This is a genomic window from Rhodococcus sp. P4_E4 (assembly GCF_056401575.1).
On sequence record NZ_JBFUJB010000005.1, the window covers coordinates 92996 to 112195 of the forward strand.

Here is a 19200-nt window from a genome sequence, read left to right on the forward strand (position 1 = left end):
ACATCGAAAAGCCCCGGAACACAATCTGTTCCGGGGCTTTTCGTGTGTCGACTAAGCGGTCTTCTCGGCCGAGTTCTCTTCGAGCCGAGGGGGTGCGGAAGCGACCGGCGGATGCTCGCGTCGGCGGCTCTTGAAGAACACCGCGCCACCGATCACCGCAACACCGGCGATGACGAACACGGCGACGCGCTTGCGGCCGCGAGGCTTCTCGGTGCGTTCCGCGGACTTCGTGGGGATAGCCTTTGCGCGCTCGACGCCCTTCTTGGCGAGGACCTTGCCCTGACGACCCAGGAACAACCCGACCTGCCCGGCACCGCGAGCGACCGACGTCGCGACCACCGCGGCGATGCGGCGAGCGTTGTCGGCTGCCTCGGACTCCTTGATACGAGCCGCTGTCTCTTCGAGGTAGGCGGCAGTCTCGTCGAAGGTGTCCTCGACGCGGGCGCGCGCGTGATCGAAGGTGTCGGGCAACTGCGTGCTGAGGGACTCGGTCACTCGTGTCATGACTTCACTGTGCCATAACAGTGAGGCGGGGACAGGGAGAGTTTTGCGGGGCGACATCCGCGAGAACGCCGGCAATGGCACGATGGTGGTGTGACTTCAACTCATCAGACCGCAACCGCAACGCTGCACACGAACCGCGGCGACATCAAGATCGCTCTGTTCGGCAACCATGCGCCGAAGACCGTCGAGAACTTCGTCGGCCTCGCCGACGGCTCGAAGGAGTACACCACCGCAAACGCCGCCGGCACCAAGACCGGCCCGTTCTACGACGGTGCCATCTTCCACCGCGTCATCGACGGCTTCATGATCCAGGGTGGCGACCCCACCGGAACCGGCACCGGCGGCCCGGGCTACAAGTTCGGTGACGAGTTCCACCCGGAACTGCAGTTCGACCGCTCCTACCTGCTGGCCATGGCCAACGCAGGCCCGGGAACCAACGGCTCGCAGTTCTTCATCACCACCGGCCCGACGCCGCACCTGAACCGTCGCCACACCATCTTCGGTGAGGTTCTCGACGACGATTCCAAGAAGGTTGTCGACGCTATCTCCTCCACCGCCGTCGATCGTGGCGATCGTCCGGTCGAGCCCGTCGTGATCAACAGCATCACCATCTCCTGAACAGGTAAAACAAGCAGATGACGAACCCCGGTTGGGGCGGCGGTGCGAGTGAGGGCATCCCGCCCCAACCGCGGTGCGTCCGCCATCCAGATCGACCCACCGCACTTTCCTGCAATCGTTGTGGACGTCCGGCGTGCCCGGACTGCCTCCGCGAGGCGGCGGTGGGATACCAATGTGTTGACTGTGTAGCTGCCGGCCAACGCGATGTCCGCCCCGTTCGGGGCGTCGCCGGAAACACCGTGAGCCCCGCCCGTGCGGTCCCGATCGTGACGTACACCTTGATGGGGCTCAACGTCCTGGCGTTCCTCGCCACCTTCGCGCAGTCGCGAAGCATCATGAACAATCAGGTCGGCTCGTCGATCTTCGCGAACTGGGCACTCAATCCGGGTCTGGTCGCCAGCGGTGACTGGTTCCGGCTCATCGGCTCCGGGTTCCTGCACTTCGGCATCTTGCACCTCGCGGTCAACATGTACGCCCTCTACATCCTGGGGCGCGACACCGAAATCGTGATGGGCCGCTCCCGGTACGTCGGCATCTACCTGGTTTCGCTCCTCGGCGGTTCCGCCTCGGTGATGGCGTTCCAGCCGGTGTTCTCCTCGCTCACGGCCCTGTCCTGGACCGCTGGAGCGTCTGGTGCAATCTTCGGCATCATGGGCGCACAGGCCGTCCTTCTACTGCGTTTGCGTCGAAGCCCGGTCCCGATCATCTCGGTGATCGCGATCAATGTGATCATCAGCATTTCGCTGCCCGGGATCTCGTTCTGGGGTCACGCGGGAGGTCTGGTGGCAGGTGCCGCAACGGCCGCTGCCTTCCTGTACGCCCCGCAGTGGTTGGGCGCCGGTGAGAACCGTGTGAAAGCAGTGCGGATCGGCTGGATCGCTTTTGGTGCCGTCACCGTGGTGACGTTGGGAGTCATCGTGCTCCGCGTCGTCCAACTGCGCGAACAGCTGGGAATCAGCTAGCAAGAATCCTAGGGCCCAGCCGTTGGCTCAGCCGCCGATGATGGACTCGCAGGCGAACGTGATCTCGAAGCTCGACGTCTCCATCGGGTTGCCCTTGTCCCGGGCGCCGATTCCCTCGCCCGTCACCACGAAGGTATTGCCGTCCTGCTTGGCACTGGCAGATCCGCCAGGCAGTCCCGGTGCGAATCCGGCGGTGTACGGCAGACCGTTCGATCCACCCTCACTTCCGGCGATTCCAGCAGTCTGAACCGTGCCGGATTCATCGATGATGGCTGTGACGGTCAACATGCCGTAGGTGGCATTCTCCGCGTCGAGCAGTGTCATAACTGTCGTGCCGCCGTCCTTTGCGCACTTCGTCTCGAATTCGGCGTCGAGCGTCTTCCCGCCGACGGTGGCCGAGGATGTAGCGGACGAGGCGCCGGCAGCGCTCTTGTCGGAGTCGGTCTTGTCGGAGTCGCTGCCGCAGGCGGAGGCGAATAGTGCGACCGCCGCGATGGTGGCAGCGACTGCGGTGGAGGACCGGCGGGTCATCGTGGTCCGAACCATCTTCGTCATGTTCTGTCCTTCAAGTCACGCGGTGCATCCGCACTCGCTCTGGCTATTTCGCCGATAACACTAGCCAGTGACTCAGTGCTCGTAGCGCTAAACCCCCAGCTCAGGCGGGTTTGTCGCCTTCGACTGTTCAGGGACGTTCGTCAGGCTGCTGCGGGTCATTCGCCGGATCGTCGGGAGTAAATGCACATGCAGGGACGGTTTCTATAGAGATTGTCCACATAGGTTGGGCTCGGTGGTGCTTCTACTGTGGCTTGAGTCACTTCGTAGATAGCAACGCTGACCTTTTCCGAGGAGTACCCCTGCCATGACCTCCACCGATAGCACCACCACTGACGGTGGGGTTGCGCCGAGCGAGATCGAATCTCGCGTGGTGAAGAAGGTAGCGCGCCGGCTGATTCCCTTCCTGATCCTGCTCTATTTCGTGAACTATCTGGATCGTACGAACATCGCCTTCGCGAAGCTCACCATGAGCGCCGACCTCGGGATGACCGAGACGATGTTCGGCCTCGCCTCCGGACTCTTCTTTGTCGGCTATCTGTTGTTCGAGGTGCCGAGCAACCTGGCCCTGCACCGCTTCGGCGCCCGGCTGTGGATCGCGCGCATCATGCTCACCTGGGGCATCCTCGCCGCTGCGCTGGCATTCGTGCCCAACGTGGGCAGCCTCTATTTCCTCCGCATTCTGCTGGGAATCGCCGAGGCCGGCTTCTTCCCCGGAGTTCTTCTCTACCTGACCTTCTGGTTCCCGAAGAAGTACCGCGTACGCCTGATGGGCTTGTTCCTGCTGACGCTTCCGCTCTCGTCGGCGCTCGGTGCCCCGCTCTCGGCTGCCATCATCCAGTACGGCGACGGCCTGTTCGGGTTGGCCGGATGGCGCGTGATGTACCTGATCGAGGGTCTGCCCGCCGTGATCTTGGCGTTTGTCGTCTGGTTCTACCTCACCGACCGTCCCGCCGACGCGAAGTGGTTGACCCTCGAGGAGCGCACCTGGCTGATGAAGTCCATGGCCGACGAGGAGAAAGAACTCGGCGACGCCGGTCACCAGTCCGCCGGCAAGACCCTGCGCGATCCCCGCGTCATCGGTTTCGGTCTGGTCTACTTCGGAATCACCTACGGCCTTTACGCTTTGAGCTTCTTCCTGCCCAGCATCGTCGCGGGATTCAAGCAGACGTTCAACACCGATTTCTCGCTCGTCGAGACAGGCCTGATCGTGGCCGTCCCCTACGCGATCGGCGCTGTCGCGATGGTGCTGTGGAGCCGCCATTCCGACAAGACCGGTGAACGAATGTGGCACGTTGCTGCCCCGACGCTCCTGGGTGCGGTATCCATTCCGATTGCGCTGTACCTGGATTCGCCGTTCACCGTCATGATCGCGGTCTCGCTCACCGCTGTCGGTGTCCTCTGTGCGCTCCCCGTCTTCTGGTACCTGCCCACCACGTTCCTGACGGGTGCCAGCGCGGCCGCGGGTATCGCCATGATCAACTCGATCGGCAATGCGTCGGGCTTCGGTGCTCCGTACATCACCGGCTGGCTCACCGATGTGACCGGAAATGCCAAGGCAGGCCTGTGGGTGGTGGGTGCCGTGATGCTCTGTGCCGCAATTCTTGTGGTGGCACTGGCCAAGCGATCGAGCAAGCCCGCTCAGATCTGACCGAGTTTCCCCGCACTGGCACGCAGCCGGATCAGGAGCGCAAGATCGAGCGCCTGGTCCGGCTGACGCCACTGCGTACCGATCAATCGGTCGATCGATTCGAGGCGTTGATACAGAGTGTTGGCGTGAATCGCGAGCGCGGCGGCGGTCGCAGAATGTTTGCAATTGTGCGACAGGTACGACGCCAGGGTGTCCAAGAGCGGAACGCCGCGTCGTTGCTCCTCCTCGAGGAGAGGACCGAGGGACCGCAGCGTCAGCGCTTCGAGTTCTTCGCGGCCGGTGCGGCTGAGGAGAATTCGGTAAATGCCGAGGGAACTTGCCGGTTCCACGTGGGAGGCCCGCCCGAGAGTCTCGAGGACGTCGACGGTGTGTTGTGCCTCGACATAGGCTCGCGCCAGACCTTCCGCTCCCACCGCGGGATCGGCGATTCCCACTGTCGGGTTCTCCGCCGGCTGCACCCACGCCGCCGCAACCTCTACTGGTGACATTCCCGGAATCAGAGCGATGACCCGTGAACCATGCTCGGCAACAACAGTTCCTGACGGGAATGCAATTTCCTCGATACTGCGACGCGTACGGTCTACGGCGTCGGCCGGGCGGGCCACCACGACGGTGTACGAGCGGTCGGGGTTGAGTCCAGCCAGGCGGAACTGACCAGTGACTTCGGCCGGCGTCGGCGCTGGCCTGGTGATCAGATCGACCAGAAATGCGTCGCGTGCTCGGCGAGTGGCTTCCCTGGCCGCCCGTTCGCCTACCAGGGCAAGCGCAATGGCCGGGGCTGACCTTTCGAGTGCCAACCTCATTGCGGCGGTGGGTTCATGACGCGAGAGTAGGAACAGAACTCCGAGTTGGTCACCGGCACTGCGTACTTCGGTGGCGAACAGGAACTGCTCACCGACGATGAGCGTCACCTCCTGCTCGCGTCTGTCAGCGACAAAGATGTCGAAGACCCGATGCACGCTCTCGCTCACCCGTTGCAGTCCCGGTGGGATCTCCGACGTTCCGGTCACGAAGAACACCGGTGAACCCGTCGACGCGGAGGTTTCTTCCACGAGTTCGCGAACACCGCCGCCGCGCAGGACAACTTGTGTGAGCGATCGGTCCCAGGTCAGTGTCTGTTCGAGAAGTGCTGTGCGCTCGGCAAGTTCGGTATTCGCTGCATTCACTTCTGCAACCGTCGCGCGATATCGTTCGAGAGAGCGGGCATTCTCGATCGCCACCGAGGCATGAGCTGCGAGAGCGGACAGCAACGCAACTTCCTCGTTGCCGAATCGGCGCTCCTGACGCTTGCACGCGCAGAGTGCACCCAGGATCTTGCCGTTCAATGTCAGCGGCACTGCCAACAAACCGCGCATGTTCTCGGCTCGCGCTGCGTCGTCGGCGGGTCCGATATGTGCAAACGAGGGATCGTTGCGGTAGTCGGGAGACCAAGCAGGAGAGGAGTTCTCGACCACGCGACCGATGAGGCCTTCTCGGAACGGAACCGTCAGGCCGAGCAGTTGCGACGTATACGCCCCGCTCGTGACTTCGATGATCAAGATGTCGTCGTGAATGAGAGCAAGGTACGAAAGGTCTACGCCGAGTAGCCGTTTGGCCTGATCCACGATCTCCTGCAGAAGGGCGTGATGATCGTGCATCGTGGTCAGCAGCGACGCGATGTCGTTGAGTGCGCCCAGCTCGGTGGCGCGTTGTCGGCGCTGAGCCAGGAGACTACGCAGTTGGAGTGCGGATCGGGCTTCTCGCTCGATCTCGGCTGCGACCTCGGGGCCTGACCCGGCGGCCAACTGATCGCGGTGTTCGATCAGTTCCTCGGTGGATGCCTCGGCCAGGAGAAGCTGTAGCCAGTTCTCGTGCATCGGCACTCCCTTGTCAGGCCAAATTGTCAGGCCAACGATGAGTATGGAGAGAATGTCCATACGGTTTCCGGTTTCTCGGAGTAAATCTACATGGGGTGGTGTAGCCGCCGTCACTATCGTGGAGGCATGACACTCCTCGAGGCGCTCGGCTCGCAGATCGATGCGGATCGACTGATCACCGACCCCGACATCATGGCGAGCTACATCCACGACGACGCCGAGTGGGCTCCCTACGAGATGCCCGTCGCCGTGGTCCGCCCGCGTACAGCCGAGCAGGTACAGACAGTTGTGCTGGCGTGCATCGCCCACGGTGCGCCCGTCGTCACGCGCGGCGCCGGCACCGGTCTGTCGGGTGGAGCCAACGCAGTCGCCGGCGGCGTCGTGATCGCCTTCGACGCGATGAACGCCATCAAGGAGATCAACACCCTCGAGCGTTTGGCCGTGGTCGAACCCGGAGTGGTCAACGATCACCTCCGCGACGCGTGCGCCGAGCACGGCCTCTGGTATCCGCCCGATCCGGCGAGCGCACCCTGGTCGACGATCGGCGGCAACGTCGCGACCAATGCCGGGGGCCTGTGTTGCGTCAAGTACGGCGTCACCAAGGACTACGTGCTGGGCATGCAGGTAGTTACCGGAACCGGTGAGCTGGTTCGGCTCGGGCGCCGAACTGCCAAGGGAGTGGCTGGGTTTGATCTCTCCGCGCTCATGGTCGGCTCCGAAGGCACTCTCGGGGTGATCACCGAGGTGACCGTCAAGCTACGTCCTCAGCGCGATCCCGAGCGCACCATCGTCGGATACTTCGACTCCATCGTTGCTGCGGGCAAGGCCGTCGAGGCCGTCGCCGCAGACGGGCTCACGCCGTCTGCCCTCGAGCTGATCGATCGACAGTGTCTGCTTGCCGTCGACGCCTGGAAGAACATGGGTCTCTCGGCCGACGCCGAGGTGGTCCTGCTCGGCCGCATCGACACACCTGGTGAGATCGGCGACGCCGAAGCCGAGCGAATGTTGGCCTGTTTCAACCGTTCCGGGGCAACCTGGAGCGCCAGATCCACCGACCAGGAGGAAGCCGACGCCCTGTTCTCCGCCCGACGTCTGGCGTACCCCGCCCTCGAGCGGCTCGGCCCGGTGCTCACCGAGGACATCTGTGTCCCCAAGGCAGCGGTCCCGGAGATGTTGGCACGGATCGAGGCCATTTCGGCCCGTCACGACACTCACATCGCGAACATCGCGCACGCGGGTGACGGCAACCTGCATCCGCTGCTGATCACGCCACATGACGACGAAGCGGCGCGGAGGCGTGCTCAGGCGGCTTTTGCCGAGATCATCGACAATGCCCTCGAGTTGGGCGGAACCGTCACCGGTGAACACGGCGTCGGCCTACTGAAGATGGGTGGCCTGGCACAGGAACTGTCACCGGCCGTCGTCGCGATGCATCATGCAATCAAGGGCGCACTCGACCCTCACGGAATCATGAACCCGGGCAAGGTGATTTGAAAGGCTGGGTGATCTGAAGGCTGGCTCCGTAACCGAATCGGTTTCCGGGGTTACGCCGTCGAAATGACGAGTTCCTACGCTCGAGTTGAACCGTTTGGCGAACTCGACGTATGGAGTGATGAATGTTCTCTTCCGATTTGACGCTGGCAAGTGTTGTTCCGCGGCGCGTGGAGACGGTCGAGGCCGTCCGGGCGGCAATCGCGCTGGACGGCGCCGCGGTCTTCGGTGGGCTGCACACCGAGGATGACGCCATTGCTTTCGCGTCGAAGTTGCTCGGTGAGAAGTGCATTCGCGTCGGCCGCCAGTTCGAGGCGAGCGCCAGAAGTCAGGATGCCGAAGCCGCTGTCGTCGACACGCAACCGGTGGACGAACGCGGCCGCAAGCGCTCGTTCGGTATCTCCGGCGAGCGGATGACCGCCCACAACGACGGTTTTGCGTTCGGCGATTACGCTCCCGATTACCTGTTTCTGTGGTGCAAGCGCCCGGCGTACCCGAGTGGCGGCGACTCGTTTCTCATCGACGCGGTCAAACTGACGCGATTGCTCGCCTTCGATCCCGCAACAGCGGAGCTGGCCGAATTCTGTTGGAGCACAGACATCGACCATTCGGAACCGAATTTCCCGCAGAACACATTTGCGCCGATCGCCCGGACGGTGCCGAGTGGACGCAACCAGGTTCGCTATCACCCGTACCTCGCGCCGATCGCCGGTGAATCGGAAGAAGCGCAGTGGCCGCTGGTGAAGCAGTGGAGTGAGGCCGTGATTCACGTGCGAGACAGCGGGCCGATGTTCCGTGCCGAAGCCGGCGAGATGATCTGCATCGACAACTACCGGGTGCTTCACGGCCGCGACGGGTACACCGACCCCGGCCGTGAGCTGTACTCGATCTGGGGATGGTCGAGCGACGCCGTCGCGGTGCCGCAGCAGGCACTCGACATCGTGCAGCCGGACCTCGCTGCACTGGCCATGTAACCCGCGCTTACTTCTCTGGCGGCACCAAGCCGTGGACGGTCAGCACGTCCAGGACATCCTCCGGCGTCGTACCGAGATCCCAGCGTCCGAAGATCAACAGCTTCTCCGTGTCGGTGGGCCGGTCGACGATGTCGATCTCGAGCATCGGCACGCGTCGACCCAGACGCGGGTAGCGGACGAGACGCACGCGGTCGATCTGTTCGCGGGTGAACGTGTGGCGGGCGCGCAATCGCTGCACCGCGATCGACTTGGTTCCAGCGTTGTCGATCACCGCCAGGCGGGGGCGCTGACGCAGGGCGAGGCCGCCCATCACGAACAGCCCGATCACCGCGAGGGCGAGCAGGAAGCGTCCGGCAGGCTCCGTGGGCGCGATTATCGAGGCGATCGCGAGGGCAATTCCGCCGCCGAACATCGCGTAGACAACACCCATCGGAGTGGCCCACGAGACGACCTCGGTGGCGTTGTCACGAGGCTGTGGATGAAATTCATCCTCGAGCATGTGGATAACTTCCTAGGTTGTCCACAGGAGTTATCCACAATGGGGATGAATGACACCCATGTAATTGAGAGACGGTCACGATCCGAGCCGAATCAGATAATCGCTGGTCAGCGCCATCTCATGGTCATCACAAGGCCCACAACCATGAAGCCGAAGCCGACGAGGAAGTTATAGTTTCCCAAGTCGTTCATCCACGTGATCGAATCCGCGGCCAAGTAGTACACAATCAACCACGCCAGGCCGAGAAGCATGAATCCGAGCATCACGGAGACGTACAGCGTGCTCGACGGACCCATCTTCACCTTCACCGGAGTGCGGTTTGCTGGGTTGACTGTGTAGTCGTTCTTCTTACGGACCTTCGACTTGGGCATGGCGTCCTCGCTCTACGGTGTGACCTGCATGTGTTACCTACACGCTAACGTAGCTGTGTCCAGTTGGTCACCGGCCGACCTGCACAATCCGGGAGGAGCCACGTGTCTTCGGGTGAATCTTCACGCACCGTCTGGCACATCGGTGTACTTGCCGTCTGCCTGGTAGCCGGTCTGATGGTCGCTACGGCGCAGAGATCCGCCGAGGAAAATCAGCTGCAGGTCACCGAAAGCACCAGGCTCTCCGATCTGGTCCGCAGCGCCCAGGCCAATGCCGAAAAAGTTTCGGCCGACCGGGACGAACTTGCCGCTCAGCTCGATTCGCTGCAGGAAGACGCCGCTCGGTCCGACGCCGGCGTGGCCGCCGCTCTCGGTGACATCAAGAACATCTCCGCCGACGCGGGACTGACGGAGATGACCGGCCCCGGCGTCGTGGTCACCATGACGGACGCCCCGCGCAACGCCGACGGCAAGTATCCGGTCGACGCCACCCCGGACGACCTCGTCGTGCATCAGCAGGACGTCCAGAGCGTGCTGAACGCACTGTGGGCCGGCGGGGCCGAAGCGGTGGGCATGCAGGACCAACGGATCATCAGTACGTCGGCGCCGCGGTGCATCGGAAACACCCTCCTTCTTCACGGCCGTACCTACAGTCCGCCGTACGTGATGAGCGCGATCGGCGATGTTGCGCGCCTCGAGGCGGCACTCGCTGCCGAACCGGGCATTCGGATCTACAAGCAGTACGCGACCCGCTTCGGCCTCGGGTACACGCAGGCGACGCCGTCGCAGATCACGGTCCCCGCCTATACCGGCGGATAGCACGGGCGTTTACCCTGCTCTCATGAGGATTCTCGTCGTCGACAACTACGACAGCTTTGTGTTCAACCTGGTGCAGTACCTCGGCCAGCTCGGAACCGAAGCCGTGGTCTGGCGCAACGACGATCCACAACTGACGGCAGACCTCGAGGGTGCAGTAGCTCAGTTCGACGGCATTCTCCTGAGCCCTGGCCCCGGAACTCCGGAGCGCGCGGGAGCGACGATGGATCTGGTGAAGGTCTGCGCCGACACCAAGACCCCGCTGCTCGGCGTCTGCCTCGGACACCAGGCGATCGGTGCGGCTTTCGGCGGAACCGTCGACCGCGCGCCCGAACTGCTTCACGGCAAGACGAGTCTGGTTCACCACAAGGACGTCGGCGTCCTGGCCGGGCTGCCCGATCCGTTCACCGCTACCCGCTACCACTCGCTGACGGTTCTCGAGGACACCATTCCCGAGGAACTCGAGGTGACCGCACACACCGAGAGCGGCGTCGTGATGGCGATGCGTCACCGCGAACTGCCGATTCACGGCGTCCAGTTCCACCCCGAGTCCGTTCTCACCCAGGGTGGGCACCGGATGCTCGCGAACTGGCTCGCAGTCTGCGGTGAGGCGCCCCCGGAAGGGCTCGTCGCAGCCCTCGAGGCCGAGGTCGCGTCGGCGCTCGGCGGCGCATTGCCCGCAATTCTCTGACACCTGTCCACAAAAAAGTGCCTCCCGGAAATCTCCGGGAGGCACTTTTTCAGTTTGCTAGCGGCCGGGGATTCCGAGCGCTCCGACGCTGACGGTGATGACCGCGTCCTTGGAGATCTCCGAGCCCGGAGGCTGCGTCTGCGAGACGATCTTGCCCACCATTTCCGGGGTGAGCGTCGTGCTCTGGTTCTGCACCAGCTGCGATGCAGTTCCCGCCCAACCGGCTGCGCGAAGCGTGGTCAACGCCTCGGACACCGTCTTGTTGGTCAGATCAGGCATCGCGACCTGGTTGCCGTTGGAAACCCGCAGCGTCACGGTCGAACCCTTGGTGGCCGACGTGCCACCGGTCGGGTCGGTCGAAACGACCTGTCCCTTCGGCAGTCCCGAATCGATCTCCGTGATCTGGACGACGAACCCGGCACCTTCGATGTTGGGCCTCGCCACCTCTTCACGCTGACCGGTCACATCCGGGACCCGAACCTGCTCCGGACCGGTGCCGACGGTGATCGAGACCGCGGAATCGAGAACAACCGACACTCCGACGGCCGGATCCTGATTGACGATCTTGTCGACCTCGGCAATGGTCGACGCGGCCTTGCCGATGGTCGGATCGAGTCGGAGACCGACGGAGTTGAGCTTCTTCTCGGCGTCGTCCTGGCTCAGGCCGGTCAGGCGCGGGATCGCGACCTGCTCGGGGCCGGTGGACACGTCGATGGTGACGGTGCTGCCCTTCTCGATGCGCACCCCGGCAACCGGACGCGTCGTGATGACGTTTCCGGCGGCGATCACCTTGTCCGTCTTCTGCTGACGCTCCACCTGGAATCCGGCGTTGGTCAGCGTCGCCTCGGCGACGTCGGCGGGCTGGTTGGTCAGGTCACCCGGAACGGTCACCATCTCGACCTTCGGCGAGTTCACCCGAATGAGGAAGAACGTCACCAGACCGATCACCAGAAGCGCCGCGATGCCCATCAGGGCGTAGCGTCCGCCCTTCTTCTTGGCAGGCGGCTCGGCAGCGCGAGTTGTCCGTGCAGGAACCGGCTCGACCGGATCAGGAGCAGTGCGGTAGTTCCCGGTGTCGGAGCCGACGGCGCCGAGGATGGTGGTGCGGTCCTCGTCGTTCATCACCATCGGCGCACTCGGACGCTGACCGCCCAGAACGCGTACCAAGTCGCTGCGCATGTCGCCGGCGCTCTGGTAGCGGTTGGCCGGGTTCTTGCTCATCGCCTTGAGAATGATCGAATCCAGCTCGCGCGGAATGTCGGGATTGATCTCCGACGGCGTCTGCGGATCCTCACGAACATGCTGGTACGCCACGGCGACCGGTGAATCACCCTTGAACGGCGGCTCGCCCGTCAGAATCTCGAACAGCACACAACCGAGCGAGTAGACGTCCGAACGTGCGTCCACCTGCTCACCTCGCGCCTGCTCCGGCGAGAGGTACTGAGCGGTGCCGATCACGGCGGCCGTCTGCGTCATCGGGCTCGACGCGTCGGAAATGGCACGGGCGATACCGAAGTCCATCACCTTCACGGCGCCGGCACGGTTGATCATGATGTTGGCGGGCTTGACGTCGCGGTGCACGATGCCGTTGCGGTGGCTGAAGTCCAAAGCGGCGCACACGTCCGCGATCACTTCCATCGCCTTGCGCGGAGTCATCGGCCCGGTGCTGCGCACGATGTCACGCAACGTGTCGCCGTCGACGTACTCCATGACGATGTACGGCAGCGGTCCGGCGTCGGTCTCGGCTTCACCGGTGTCGTAGACGGCCACGATCGCCGGATGGTTCAGCGCGGCAGCGTTCTGCGCCTCACGACGGAACCGCAAGTAGAACGTGGGATCGCGCGCGAGGTCTGCACGCAGCACCTTGATCGCGACGTCGCGGCTGAGTCGGAGGTCGCGCGCCAGGTGAACCTCGGACATTCCGCCGAAGCCGAGAATCTCACCCAGCTCGTAGCGGGAGGAGAGATTGCGGGGTGTCGTCATTGGTCTTGTCCTAGCGGTTCTTCAGCGTCTCCGGGATCCGCCAACGGCTCAGTGGTCGTTGTGGTCGTCGTTGTCGTCGTGGTGGTGGTTGTGGTCGTCGGAGTTGTTGTTGTCGTGGTCGGAGTTGTCGTGGTGGTTGTCGGCTCGGTCGTGGTTGTCGTCGGCCGAGTCGTCGTTGTTGTCGGCTCGGTGGTCGTCGTCGTCGGCCGAGTCGTCGTCGTGGTGGGCTTGGTCGTCGTCGTGGTCGGCAATGTCGTGGACGTGACGACGGGCGGCGTCGGGTCGCTCGGACCGTCGGTCGCGATCCAGACTCCGCCGATGATCAACGCCAACAAGATCAACCCGCCGCCGGCCCATGCCACGGCCTTCTGCCCACTGGTCATTCCGCCGGCTGCCGCGTCGTCCGCAACAGCTGCGCCCGTCACCGGGCCCGCGTACGTCGGCGGCATGACCTGCGTGGCACCCGTAGCCGGCAACGCGCTCGCGGCACCGGTGGCGAGCAGACCGGGCGGCGGTGGACGCCTCCCTGCCCGAACGGCTGCAACGGCGTCGGCAAACTCACCGCCACTGGCGTAACGGCCGGCCGGATCCTTGGTCAACGTGATGTCGATGAGCTCGCGGATGTTCGGCGGCAGGTCGGCCGGCATCGGCGCCGGGGTTTCCTGCACGTGCTTCATCGCGACGGTGAGCGCGCCGTCACCGGTGAACGGGCGTCGACCCGAAAGTGCTTCGTATCCGACGATTCCCAGCGAGTACACGTCACTCGCCGCGGTCGCGTCCTGACCGAGAGCCTGCTCGGGCGCGATGTACTGGGCGGTGCCCATCACCATTCCCGTGCGCGTGACAGGGGAGTTCTCGACGGCCTTGGCGATGCCGAAGTCCGTGATCTTCACCTGGCCCGTCGGCGTGATGAGGATGTTGCCCGGCTTCACGTCGCGGTGCACGACACCGGCGTCGTGTGCGACCTGCAGGGCGCGGCCGGTCTGCTCGAGCATGTCGAGGGCATGCGGAACCGCCAGGCGGCCGACGCGTGCCAGGACGGCGTTGAGCGGCTCACCGTTGACGAGTTCCATGACCAGGTACGCCGTGGAATCGCCCGAGCTGTCGCGGGTCTCGCCGTAGTCGTAGATTCCGGCGATACCGGGATGGTTGAGCTGCGCGGTGGTGCGGGCCTCGAAGCGGAAGCGCTCCAAGAACTCCGGATCGGAAGAGAACTCGGACTTGAGTACCTTGACGGCGACGCGACGGTTGAGCCGGGAGTCCGTGGCTTCCCACACCTGACCCATCCCACCGGTGGCGATGAGACGGATCAATCGGTAACGATCGGCGATCAAAGCGCCGTTGTTCAACGCCACGGTTCAGCCCCCTTGGATTCCGGCTGCGATGACTGCACGACCGATCGGCGCAGCAACCGAGCCACCGGTAGCGGCAAGTCCGCGGTCACCACCGTTCTCGACGATGACGGCCACGGCGACCGTCGGATTCTGCGCCGGTGCAAAAGCGATGTACCAGGCGTGCGGCGGAGTTTCCCGCGGGTTCACGCCGTGCTCGGCGGTACCGGTCTTGGACGCGATCTGAACCCCGGGGATCTTGCCGTCGCCGCCGGTGAAGTTCTCCGAGCCGATCATCAGATCGGTCAGCGTTGCCGCCACTGCCGGCGAGATCGCCTGACCCATCGACACCGGTGACGGCGTACTGAGATCGGTCAGATCCGGTGCCTGCAACTGGGAGATCAGGTTGGGCTGCATCCGCACACCACCGTTGGCGACGGTAGCGGCGATCACTGCGTTCTCGAGCGGGGTCACCGCGACGTCGCGCTGGCCGATACTGGTCTGGCCGAGAGCCGCGTCGTCGGAGATGTCGCCGACGGTGCTGTCAGCGACCGGCAGCGGGATCGCCGGAGTGTTGGGCCCGATGCCGAAAGCGCTGGCCTCGTCCTTGATGGCGTCCGCGCCGTCCTTGATGCCCAGTTCGACGAAAGCCGTGTTGCACGAGCGCGCAAACGCGTCGCGCAACGACGCCGTCGGGTTGGGGCCGCAGGTGCTGCCGTTGTAGTTCTCGAGGGTCGTGCTGGTGCCGGGCAGCGTGATCTGCGGAGCCGCGGTCAGCTGGTCGTCCGGCGTCGCACCGTTGCCAAGAGCTGCGGCCGTGGTGAGCACCTTGAACGTCGAGCCAGGAGGGTAGGTCTGCGAAATAGCGCGGTTGACCAATGGATCGTTGGGATCGGCATTGAGCTCGTCCCACGCCTTGGTGGTCTCGGCACCGTCGTGGCTGGCAAGCAGGTTCGGGTCGTAGCTCGGAGTGCTGACCATCGTCAGGATGCGTCCGGTGCTCGGCTCGATGGCGACGACGGAACCGGTGTAACCCTTGCTGGTCAGCTGGTCGTACGCCACCTGCTGCATGGCCGGATTGAGCGTCGTGACGACGTTGCCGCCGCGCGGATCGCGTCCGGACACCAGGTCGAAGAAGCGCTGACTGAACAACCGGTTGTCCGAGCCGTTGAGAATCGGATCCTCGGTGCGCTCGAGGCCGGCGCTGCCGTACTGCATCGAGTAAAAGCCCGTGACCGGTGCGTACGGGTACGGATTCGGATACTCGCGCAGGTACTTGTACCGGTCGTCGGTGGCGCGGGAGGCGGCAAGCACCTGACCGGAAGCCGAGATCTGACCTCGCTGGCGTGAGTACTCGTCGAGCAGCACCCGCGAGTTGCGCGGGTCGGCTCGCAGGTCGTCAGCCTTGATGACCTGTACGTACGTGGCGTTGGCGAGGAGCGCGACGACCATCACCATGACGGCCATCGCGACGCGGCGCAGTGGAGTGTTCATACGCGCGGCATCATCTCGGTATTGGCGTCAGCGATTGGGGGCGGACCTTTCTTCTTCGTCACTACCGGCGCACGAGCCGCGTCCGAGATCCGGACGAGGATGGCCAGCAGTAGGTAGTTCGCGAGCAGCGACGAGCCGCCGTACGACATGAACGGTGTAGTCAGACCCGTCAGCGGGATCAGCTTGGTGACGCCGCCGACGACGACAAAGATCTGGATCGCGATGGTGAACGACAGACCGGCGGCCAGCAGTTTGCCGAAGCTGTCGCGCACCGCCAACGCCGTACGCAGGCCGCGCACGATCAGAAGCAGGAACAGCATCAGCACAGCGGCCAGGCCGATCAGACCGAGCTCTTCGCCGATGGTCGCGATGATGAAGTCCGTCTTCGCGAACGGAACCTGGTTGGGCCGGCCACTGCCCAGACCTGTTCCGGCGATACCACCGGTGGCCAGGCCGAAGAGCGATTGTGAGATCTGATACCCGGTATTGGCGTAGTCGCCGAGCGGGTCCAGCCAGGTGTCGACGCGAACGCGCACGTGTCCGAACATCTTGTAGGCGAAGAAGAATCCGATGGCGAGCAGTCCGCCGCCGATCACCAGCCAGCCCACACGCTCGGTCGCGATGTAGAGCATCACCAGCACGGTGCTGAAGAGCAGCAGCGACGTACCGAGGTCGGTTTCGAAGACGAGCACGCCCACCGAGACGATCCAGGCGAGCAGGATCGGGCCGAGGTCGCGGGCACGCGGAAAGTCCATGCCCAGGAAGTGTTTACCGGCCGAGGTGAACAGGTCGCGCTTGGCGACGAGCACGGACGCGAAGAAGATGATGAGCAGGATCTTCGCGAACTCACCTGGCTGAATGCTGAATCCGGGCAGGCGAATCCAGATCTTCGCGCCGTTCACGCTCGAGAACTTCGCCGGCAGGATCGCGGGAATCGCCAGGAACACCAGGCCTGCGAGGCCGAGCGTGTAGCTGAACCGCGCCATCAGGCGGTAGTCCTTCAAGAACACGAGCAGCAGCACGAAACCGGTGATCGCCAGTGCAGTCCACATGACCTGCTGGTTCGCATCCGGTGACGGTGCCTCGACGCCGTTGTAGAGCGCTGTCTGTTCGTCGGCGAGGTCGAGTCGGTGGATGAGCACCAACCCGAGGCCGTTGAGCAGGGCGACGATCGGCAGCAGCAGCGGATCGGCGTACGGCGCATACCGCCGAATTGCCAAGTGCGCGATCAGGAACAAGCCCGTGTACGCAAGCGCGTACTTGGCCAGATCGAGAGTGATCTTCTGTTCCTGGCTCGCCTCGACGAGCAGAAGCGAGACCGTCGTGATGATGACGGCAAAGCCGAGGAGCAGCAGCTCCACATTTCGGCGGGTCGACTGGACCGGCGCCGGGGCAAAACCTCCGGGCGGACTCGGAAAAGCCGTCCCCGCAGCTGCGTTGGACGACATCAGTTGACCGTCCTGCAAGTCTGACCGGGAACTTCGGTCGGCGTCGGCGTAGTCGTGGGTGCTGCCGTCGTCGGCGCAGCAGGCTCCGGTGCGGGGGGCGGCGTGGTCTCCGGTGCCGGCGGGGGAGTGGGCGTGGCCGTCGTCGTCGGCACCGGCTCACAACGAGGCAGCAGATCGCCGCCGATCAGACGGATCATCTGGCTCTGCGCATCTTCACGCTTGCCGGACGGCAGCCCGGCGCGCACCTGCTCCTGCGCCGACGGCTGCAGATCGGTGACCTCGAGGATGTTGCAGTCGCTGGGAATCGCGTCGGGGGAGACGAGGGTAAGGACGTCGTCGTCGCCGACGCAACCCACCAGATCCGCGTCTTGCAGCGAGTAACCGAGCACCGAACCGGGGATTCCGCGCAGCACCGTCACGCGGCCGTTGTCTTCGCCGACGTAGTAGTTGTTGCGGATGACGGCGCGGCCGATCACGGCGCCGACGCCGACCAGCGCGATCAGCACCACGGCAAGGACCACCCACCACAACCGGTTCCGCTTCTTCTTCGGTTCCGGTTCGGGCTGGGAGACAACTCGCTTGGGCGTCGCGCGCGGCGGACGCATGGCAGCGGCGCGGCCGGCAGCGGTGTTGGGGGGAGGGGCGTCCTCTTCCTCTTCCGTCGACGCGGCGCCCGCGACGATGGGATGCGACTGGCCGTAGTCGAGGTCGATGACATCGGCGACGACGACAGTGACGTTGTCGGGACCGCCGCTGCGCAGCGCCAATTCGATGAGACGGTCGGCGCACTGCTCCTGCGAGCCCTCGCGCATCGTGTTCTCGATGGTCTCGTCGCTGACCACGTCGGAGAGGCCGTCGGAGCAGAGCAGGTAACGATCGCCGGCGCGGGCTTCGCGCACAGTGAGCGTCGGCTCGATCTCGTTGCCGGTCAACGCCCGCATGATCAGGGATCGCTGCGGGTGAGTGTGTGCCTGTTCGGCGGTGATCCTGCCCTCGTCGACCAGCGACTGAACGAACGTGTCGTCGCGGGTGATCTGCGTCAGGTGATCGTCACGCAGCAGGTAGGCGCGCGAGTCGCCGATGTGCACGAGTCCGAGCTTGCTGCCGGAGAAGAGGATCGCGGTGAGCGTGGTGCCCATGCCGTCGAGTTCGGGTTCTTCCTCGACGTGATCGGCGATGGAATCGTTGCCCTCGCGGGTGGCTGCCTCGAGCTTGCCGAGCAGATCCTCGCCGGGCTCGTCGTCGTCGAGATGCGCCAGAGCGGCAATCATCAACTGCGACGCGACCTCACCGGCCGCGTGTCCGCCCATACCGTCGGCCAAGGCCAGCAGGCGTGCACCGGCGTAGACGGAATCTTCGTTGTTGGAGCGCACGAGACCGCGGTCGCTGCGCGCCGCGTAGCGGAGAACAAGGGTCACGGGCGTAGCTCGATTACCGTCTTGCCGACGCGAACCGGAGTGCCCAGAGGCACGCGCACCGCAGTGGTGACCTTGGCGCGGTCCAGATAGGTGCCATTGGTCGAACCGAGATCCTCGACGTACCAATCAGCGCCGCGCTGCGAGAGCCGCGCATGGCGCGTCGACGCGTAATCGTCGGTGAGAACGAGCGTCGAATCGTCGGCGCGGCCGATCATCACCGGCTGTGAGCCCAGGGTGATGCGGGTACCGGCGAGGGCGCCCTGCGTGACCACCAGGTACCGAGGCACCTTCGCCTTGCCCAGCGAGGGCAGGACCTTTCCGGCGCGGGTGTACCGCGGCGGAACCCTGACCCCGGAGCCGGCATAGATGTCGGAGCGGAGAGTGCGGAGGACTGCCCAGACGAACAGCCACAGTAGGAGCAGGAAGCCCGCCCGTGTGAGTTGCAGAATCAGGCCCTGCACGGCTGTCCACCTCCTTCTATGGCTCGAGCCCCGCCGCAGCGGGGTTCGAGCATTGTCGACTGGCAGCATCATAGGGGGCTCTG

General features: G+C 64.4%; 18 protein-coding genes. 7 read left to right on the plus strand and 11 right to left on the minus strand.

The genetic code is table 11. The features are described 5' to 3' along the window. Window positions 1-51: 51 nt before the first annotated feature. On the minus strand, window positions 52-504 hold the full coding sequence (locus tag AC1DVN_RS07785) for a hypothetical protein (RefSeq protein ID WP_019746221.1): 453 nt from the start codon (window positions 502-504) through the stop codon (window positions 52-54). A 90-nt stretch (window positions 505-594) separates the two neighbouring features. On the opposite strand from AC1DVN_RS07785, the gene AC1DVN_RS07790 reads away from it, so the two are divergent. Both AC1DVN_RS07790 and AC1DVN_RS07795 read left to right on the plus strand, forming a co-directional pair. Next, window positions 595-1122, plus strand: a complete 528-nt coding sequence (locus AC1DVN_RS07790; RefSeq protein WP_007729190.1) for a peptidylprolyl isomerase — start codon at window positions 595-597, stop codon at window positions 1120-1122. Between the two features lie 17 nt (window positions 1123-1139). Next, a complete protein-coding gene (locus AC1DVN_RS07795; protein WP_029256820.1) occupies window positions 1140-2084 on the plus strand; it encodes a rhomboid family intramembrane serine protease in 945 nt (314 codons plus the stop codon). Between the two features lie 27 nt (window positions 2085-2111). On the opposite strand, the gene AC1DVN_RS07800 is transcribed toward AC1DVN_RS07795, so the two are convergent. Next, a complete protein-coding gene (locus AC1DVN_RS07800) occupies window positions 2112-2639 on the minus strand; it encodes a lipoprotein LpqH (protein ID WP_019746224.1) in 528 nt (175 codons plus the stop codon). A 304-nt stretch (window positions 2640-2943) separates the two neighbouring features. Between AC1DVN_RS07800 and AC1DVN_RS07805 the strand changes: the two genes are divergently transcribed. Then, a complete protein-coding gene (locus AC1DVN_RS07805) occupies window positions 2944-4287 on the plus strand; it encodes an MFS transporter (RefSeq protein WP_003942551.1) in 1344 nt (447 codons plus the stop codon). On the opposite strand, the gene AC1DVN_RS07810 is transcribed toward AC1DVN_RS07805, so the two are convergent. Further along, window positions 4278-6143, minus strand: a complete 1866-nt coding sequence (locus AC1DVN_RS07810) for a helix-turn-helix domain-containing protein (protein WP_472795797.1) — start codon at window positions 6141-6143, stop codon at window positions 4278-4280. The genes AC1DVN_RS07805 and AC1DVN_RS07810 overlap by 10 nt on opposite strands. A 126-nt stretch (window positions 6144-6269) precedes the next feature. Here AC1DVN_RS07810 and AC1DVN_RS07815 point away from each other — a divergent pair, with 126 nt between their 5' ends. Both AC1DVN_RS07815 and AC1DVN_RS07820 read left to right on the plus strand, forming a co-directional pair. After that, a complete protein-coding gene (locus AC1DVN_RS07815; protein WP_269577372.1) occupies window positions 6270-7637 on the plus strand; it encodes an FAD-binding oxidoreductase in 1368 nt (455 codons plus the stop codon). A 122-nt stretch (window positions 7638-7759) separates the two neighbouring features. Further along, a complete protein-coding gene (locus AC1DVN_RS07820) occupies window positions 7760-8608 on the plus strand; it encodes a TauD/TfdA family dioxygenase (RefSeq protein WP_477993669.1) in 849 nt (282 codons plus the stop codon). Window positions 8609-8615: 7 nt separating this feature from the next. Here AC1DVN_RS07820 and AC1DVN_RS07825 read toward each other — a convergent pair whose 3' ends face one another. Both AC1DVN_RS07825 and crgA read right to left on the minus strand, forming a co-directional pair. Beyond that, complete coding sequence (locus AC1DVN_RS07825) at window positions 8616-9107, minus strand: PH domain-containing protein (RefSeq protein WP_020905623.1); 492 nt, start codon at window positions 9105-9107, stop codon at window positions 8616-8618. A 107-nt stretch (window positions 9108-9214) separates the two neighbouring features. After that, window positions 9215-9478: a cell division protein CrgA gene (crgA, locus tag AC1DVN_RS07830; protein ID WP_019746229.1), complete on the minus strand. Its 264-nt coding sequence runs from the start codon at window positions 9476-9478 to the stop codon at window positions 9215-9217. 102 nt (window positions 9479-9580) lie between these two features. On the opposite strand from crgA, the gene AC1DVN_RS07835 reads away from it, so the two are divergent. Next, window positions 9581-10294 carry a DUF881 domain-containing protein gene (locus tag AC1DVN_RS07835; protein ID WP_020967993.1) on the plus strand — a complete coding sequence of 238 codons (714 nt, stop codon included), beginning with the start codon at window positions 9581-9583 and terminating at the stop codon, window positions 10292-10294. 22 nt (window positions 10295-10316) lie between these two features. After that, on the plus strand, window positions 10317-10982 hold the full coding sequence (locus AC1DVN_RS07840) for an aminodeoxychorismate/anthranilate synthase component II (protein ID WP_477993670.1): 666 nt from the start codon (window positions 10317-10319) through the stop codon (window positions 10980-10982). A 57-nt stretch (window positions 10983-11039) separates the two neighbouring features. Here AC1DVN_RS07840 and pknB read toward each other — a convergent pair whose 3' ends face one another. The 6 genes from pknB to AC1DVN_RS07870 are packed head-to-tail and all read right to left on the minus strand — an operon-like array spanning window position 11040 to window position 19117. Continuing rightward, window positions 11040-12965 (minus strand): Stk1 family PASTA domain-containing Ser/Thr kinase, encoded by a 1926-nt coding sequence (gene pknB / locus AC1DVN_RS07845; protein WP_019746231.1) that lies wholly within the window; start codon window positions 12963-12965, stop codon window positions 11040-11042. Beyond that, window positions 12962-14320: a protein kinase domain-containing protein gene (locus AC1DVN_RS07850; protein WP_019746232.1), complete on the minus strand. Its 1359-nt coding sequence runs from the start codon at window positions 14318-14320 to the stop codon at window positions 12962-12964. Before AC1DVN_RS07850 ends, pknB begins: the two co-directional genes overlap by 4 nt. A 3-nt stretch (window positions 14321-14323) precedes the next feature. Beyond that, complete coding sequence (locus AC1DVN_RS07855) at window positions 14324-15790, minus strand: peptidoglycan D,D-transpeptidase FtsI family protein (RefSeq protein WP_007735774.1); 1467 nt, start codon at window positions 15788-15790, stop codon at window positions 14324-14326. Beyond that, window positions 15787-17238, minus strand: a complete 1452-nt coding sequence (locus AC1DVN_RS07860) for an FtsW/RodA/SpoVE family cell cycle protein (RefSeq protein WP_003943414.1) — start codon at window positions 17236-17238, stop codon at window positions 15787-15789. The genes AC1DVN_RS07855 and AC1DVN_RS07860 overlap by 4 nt, the downstream gene beginning before the upstream one ends. Then, the gene (locus tag AC1DVN_RS07865; RefSeq protein ID WP_084325578.1) at window positions 17238-18656 is read right to left on the minus strand and encodes a PP2C family protein-serine/threonine phosphatase; all 1419 of its coding nucleotides are present in this window, start codon (window positions 18654-18656) and stop codon (window positions 17238-17240) included. The genes AC1DVN_RS07860 and AC1DVN_RS07865 overlap by 1 nt, the downstream gene beginning before the upstream one ends. Continuing rightward, on the minus strand, window positions 18653-19117 hold the full coding sequence (locus AC1DVN_RS07870; RefSeq protein WP_003943418.1) for an FHA domain-containing protein FhaB/FipA: 465 nt from the start codon (window positions 19115-19117) through the stop codon (window positions 18653-18655). Before AC1DVN_RS07870 ends, AC1DVN_RS07865 begins: the two co-directional genes overlap by 4 nt. Window positions 19118-19200 lie beyond the last annotated feature (83 nt).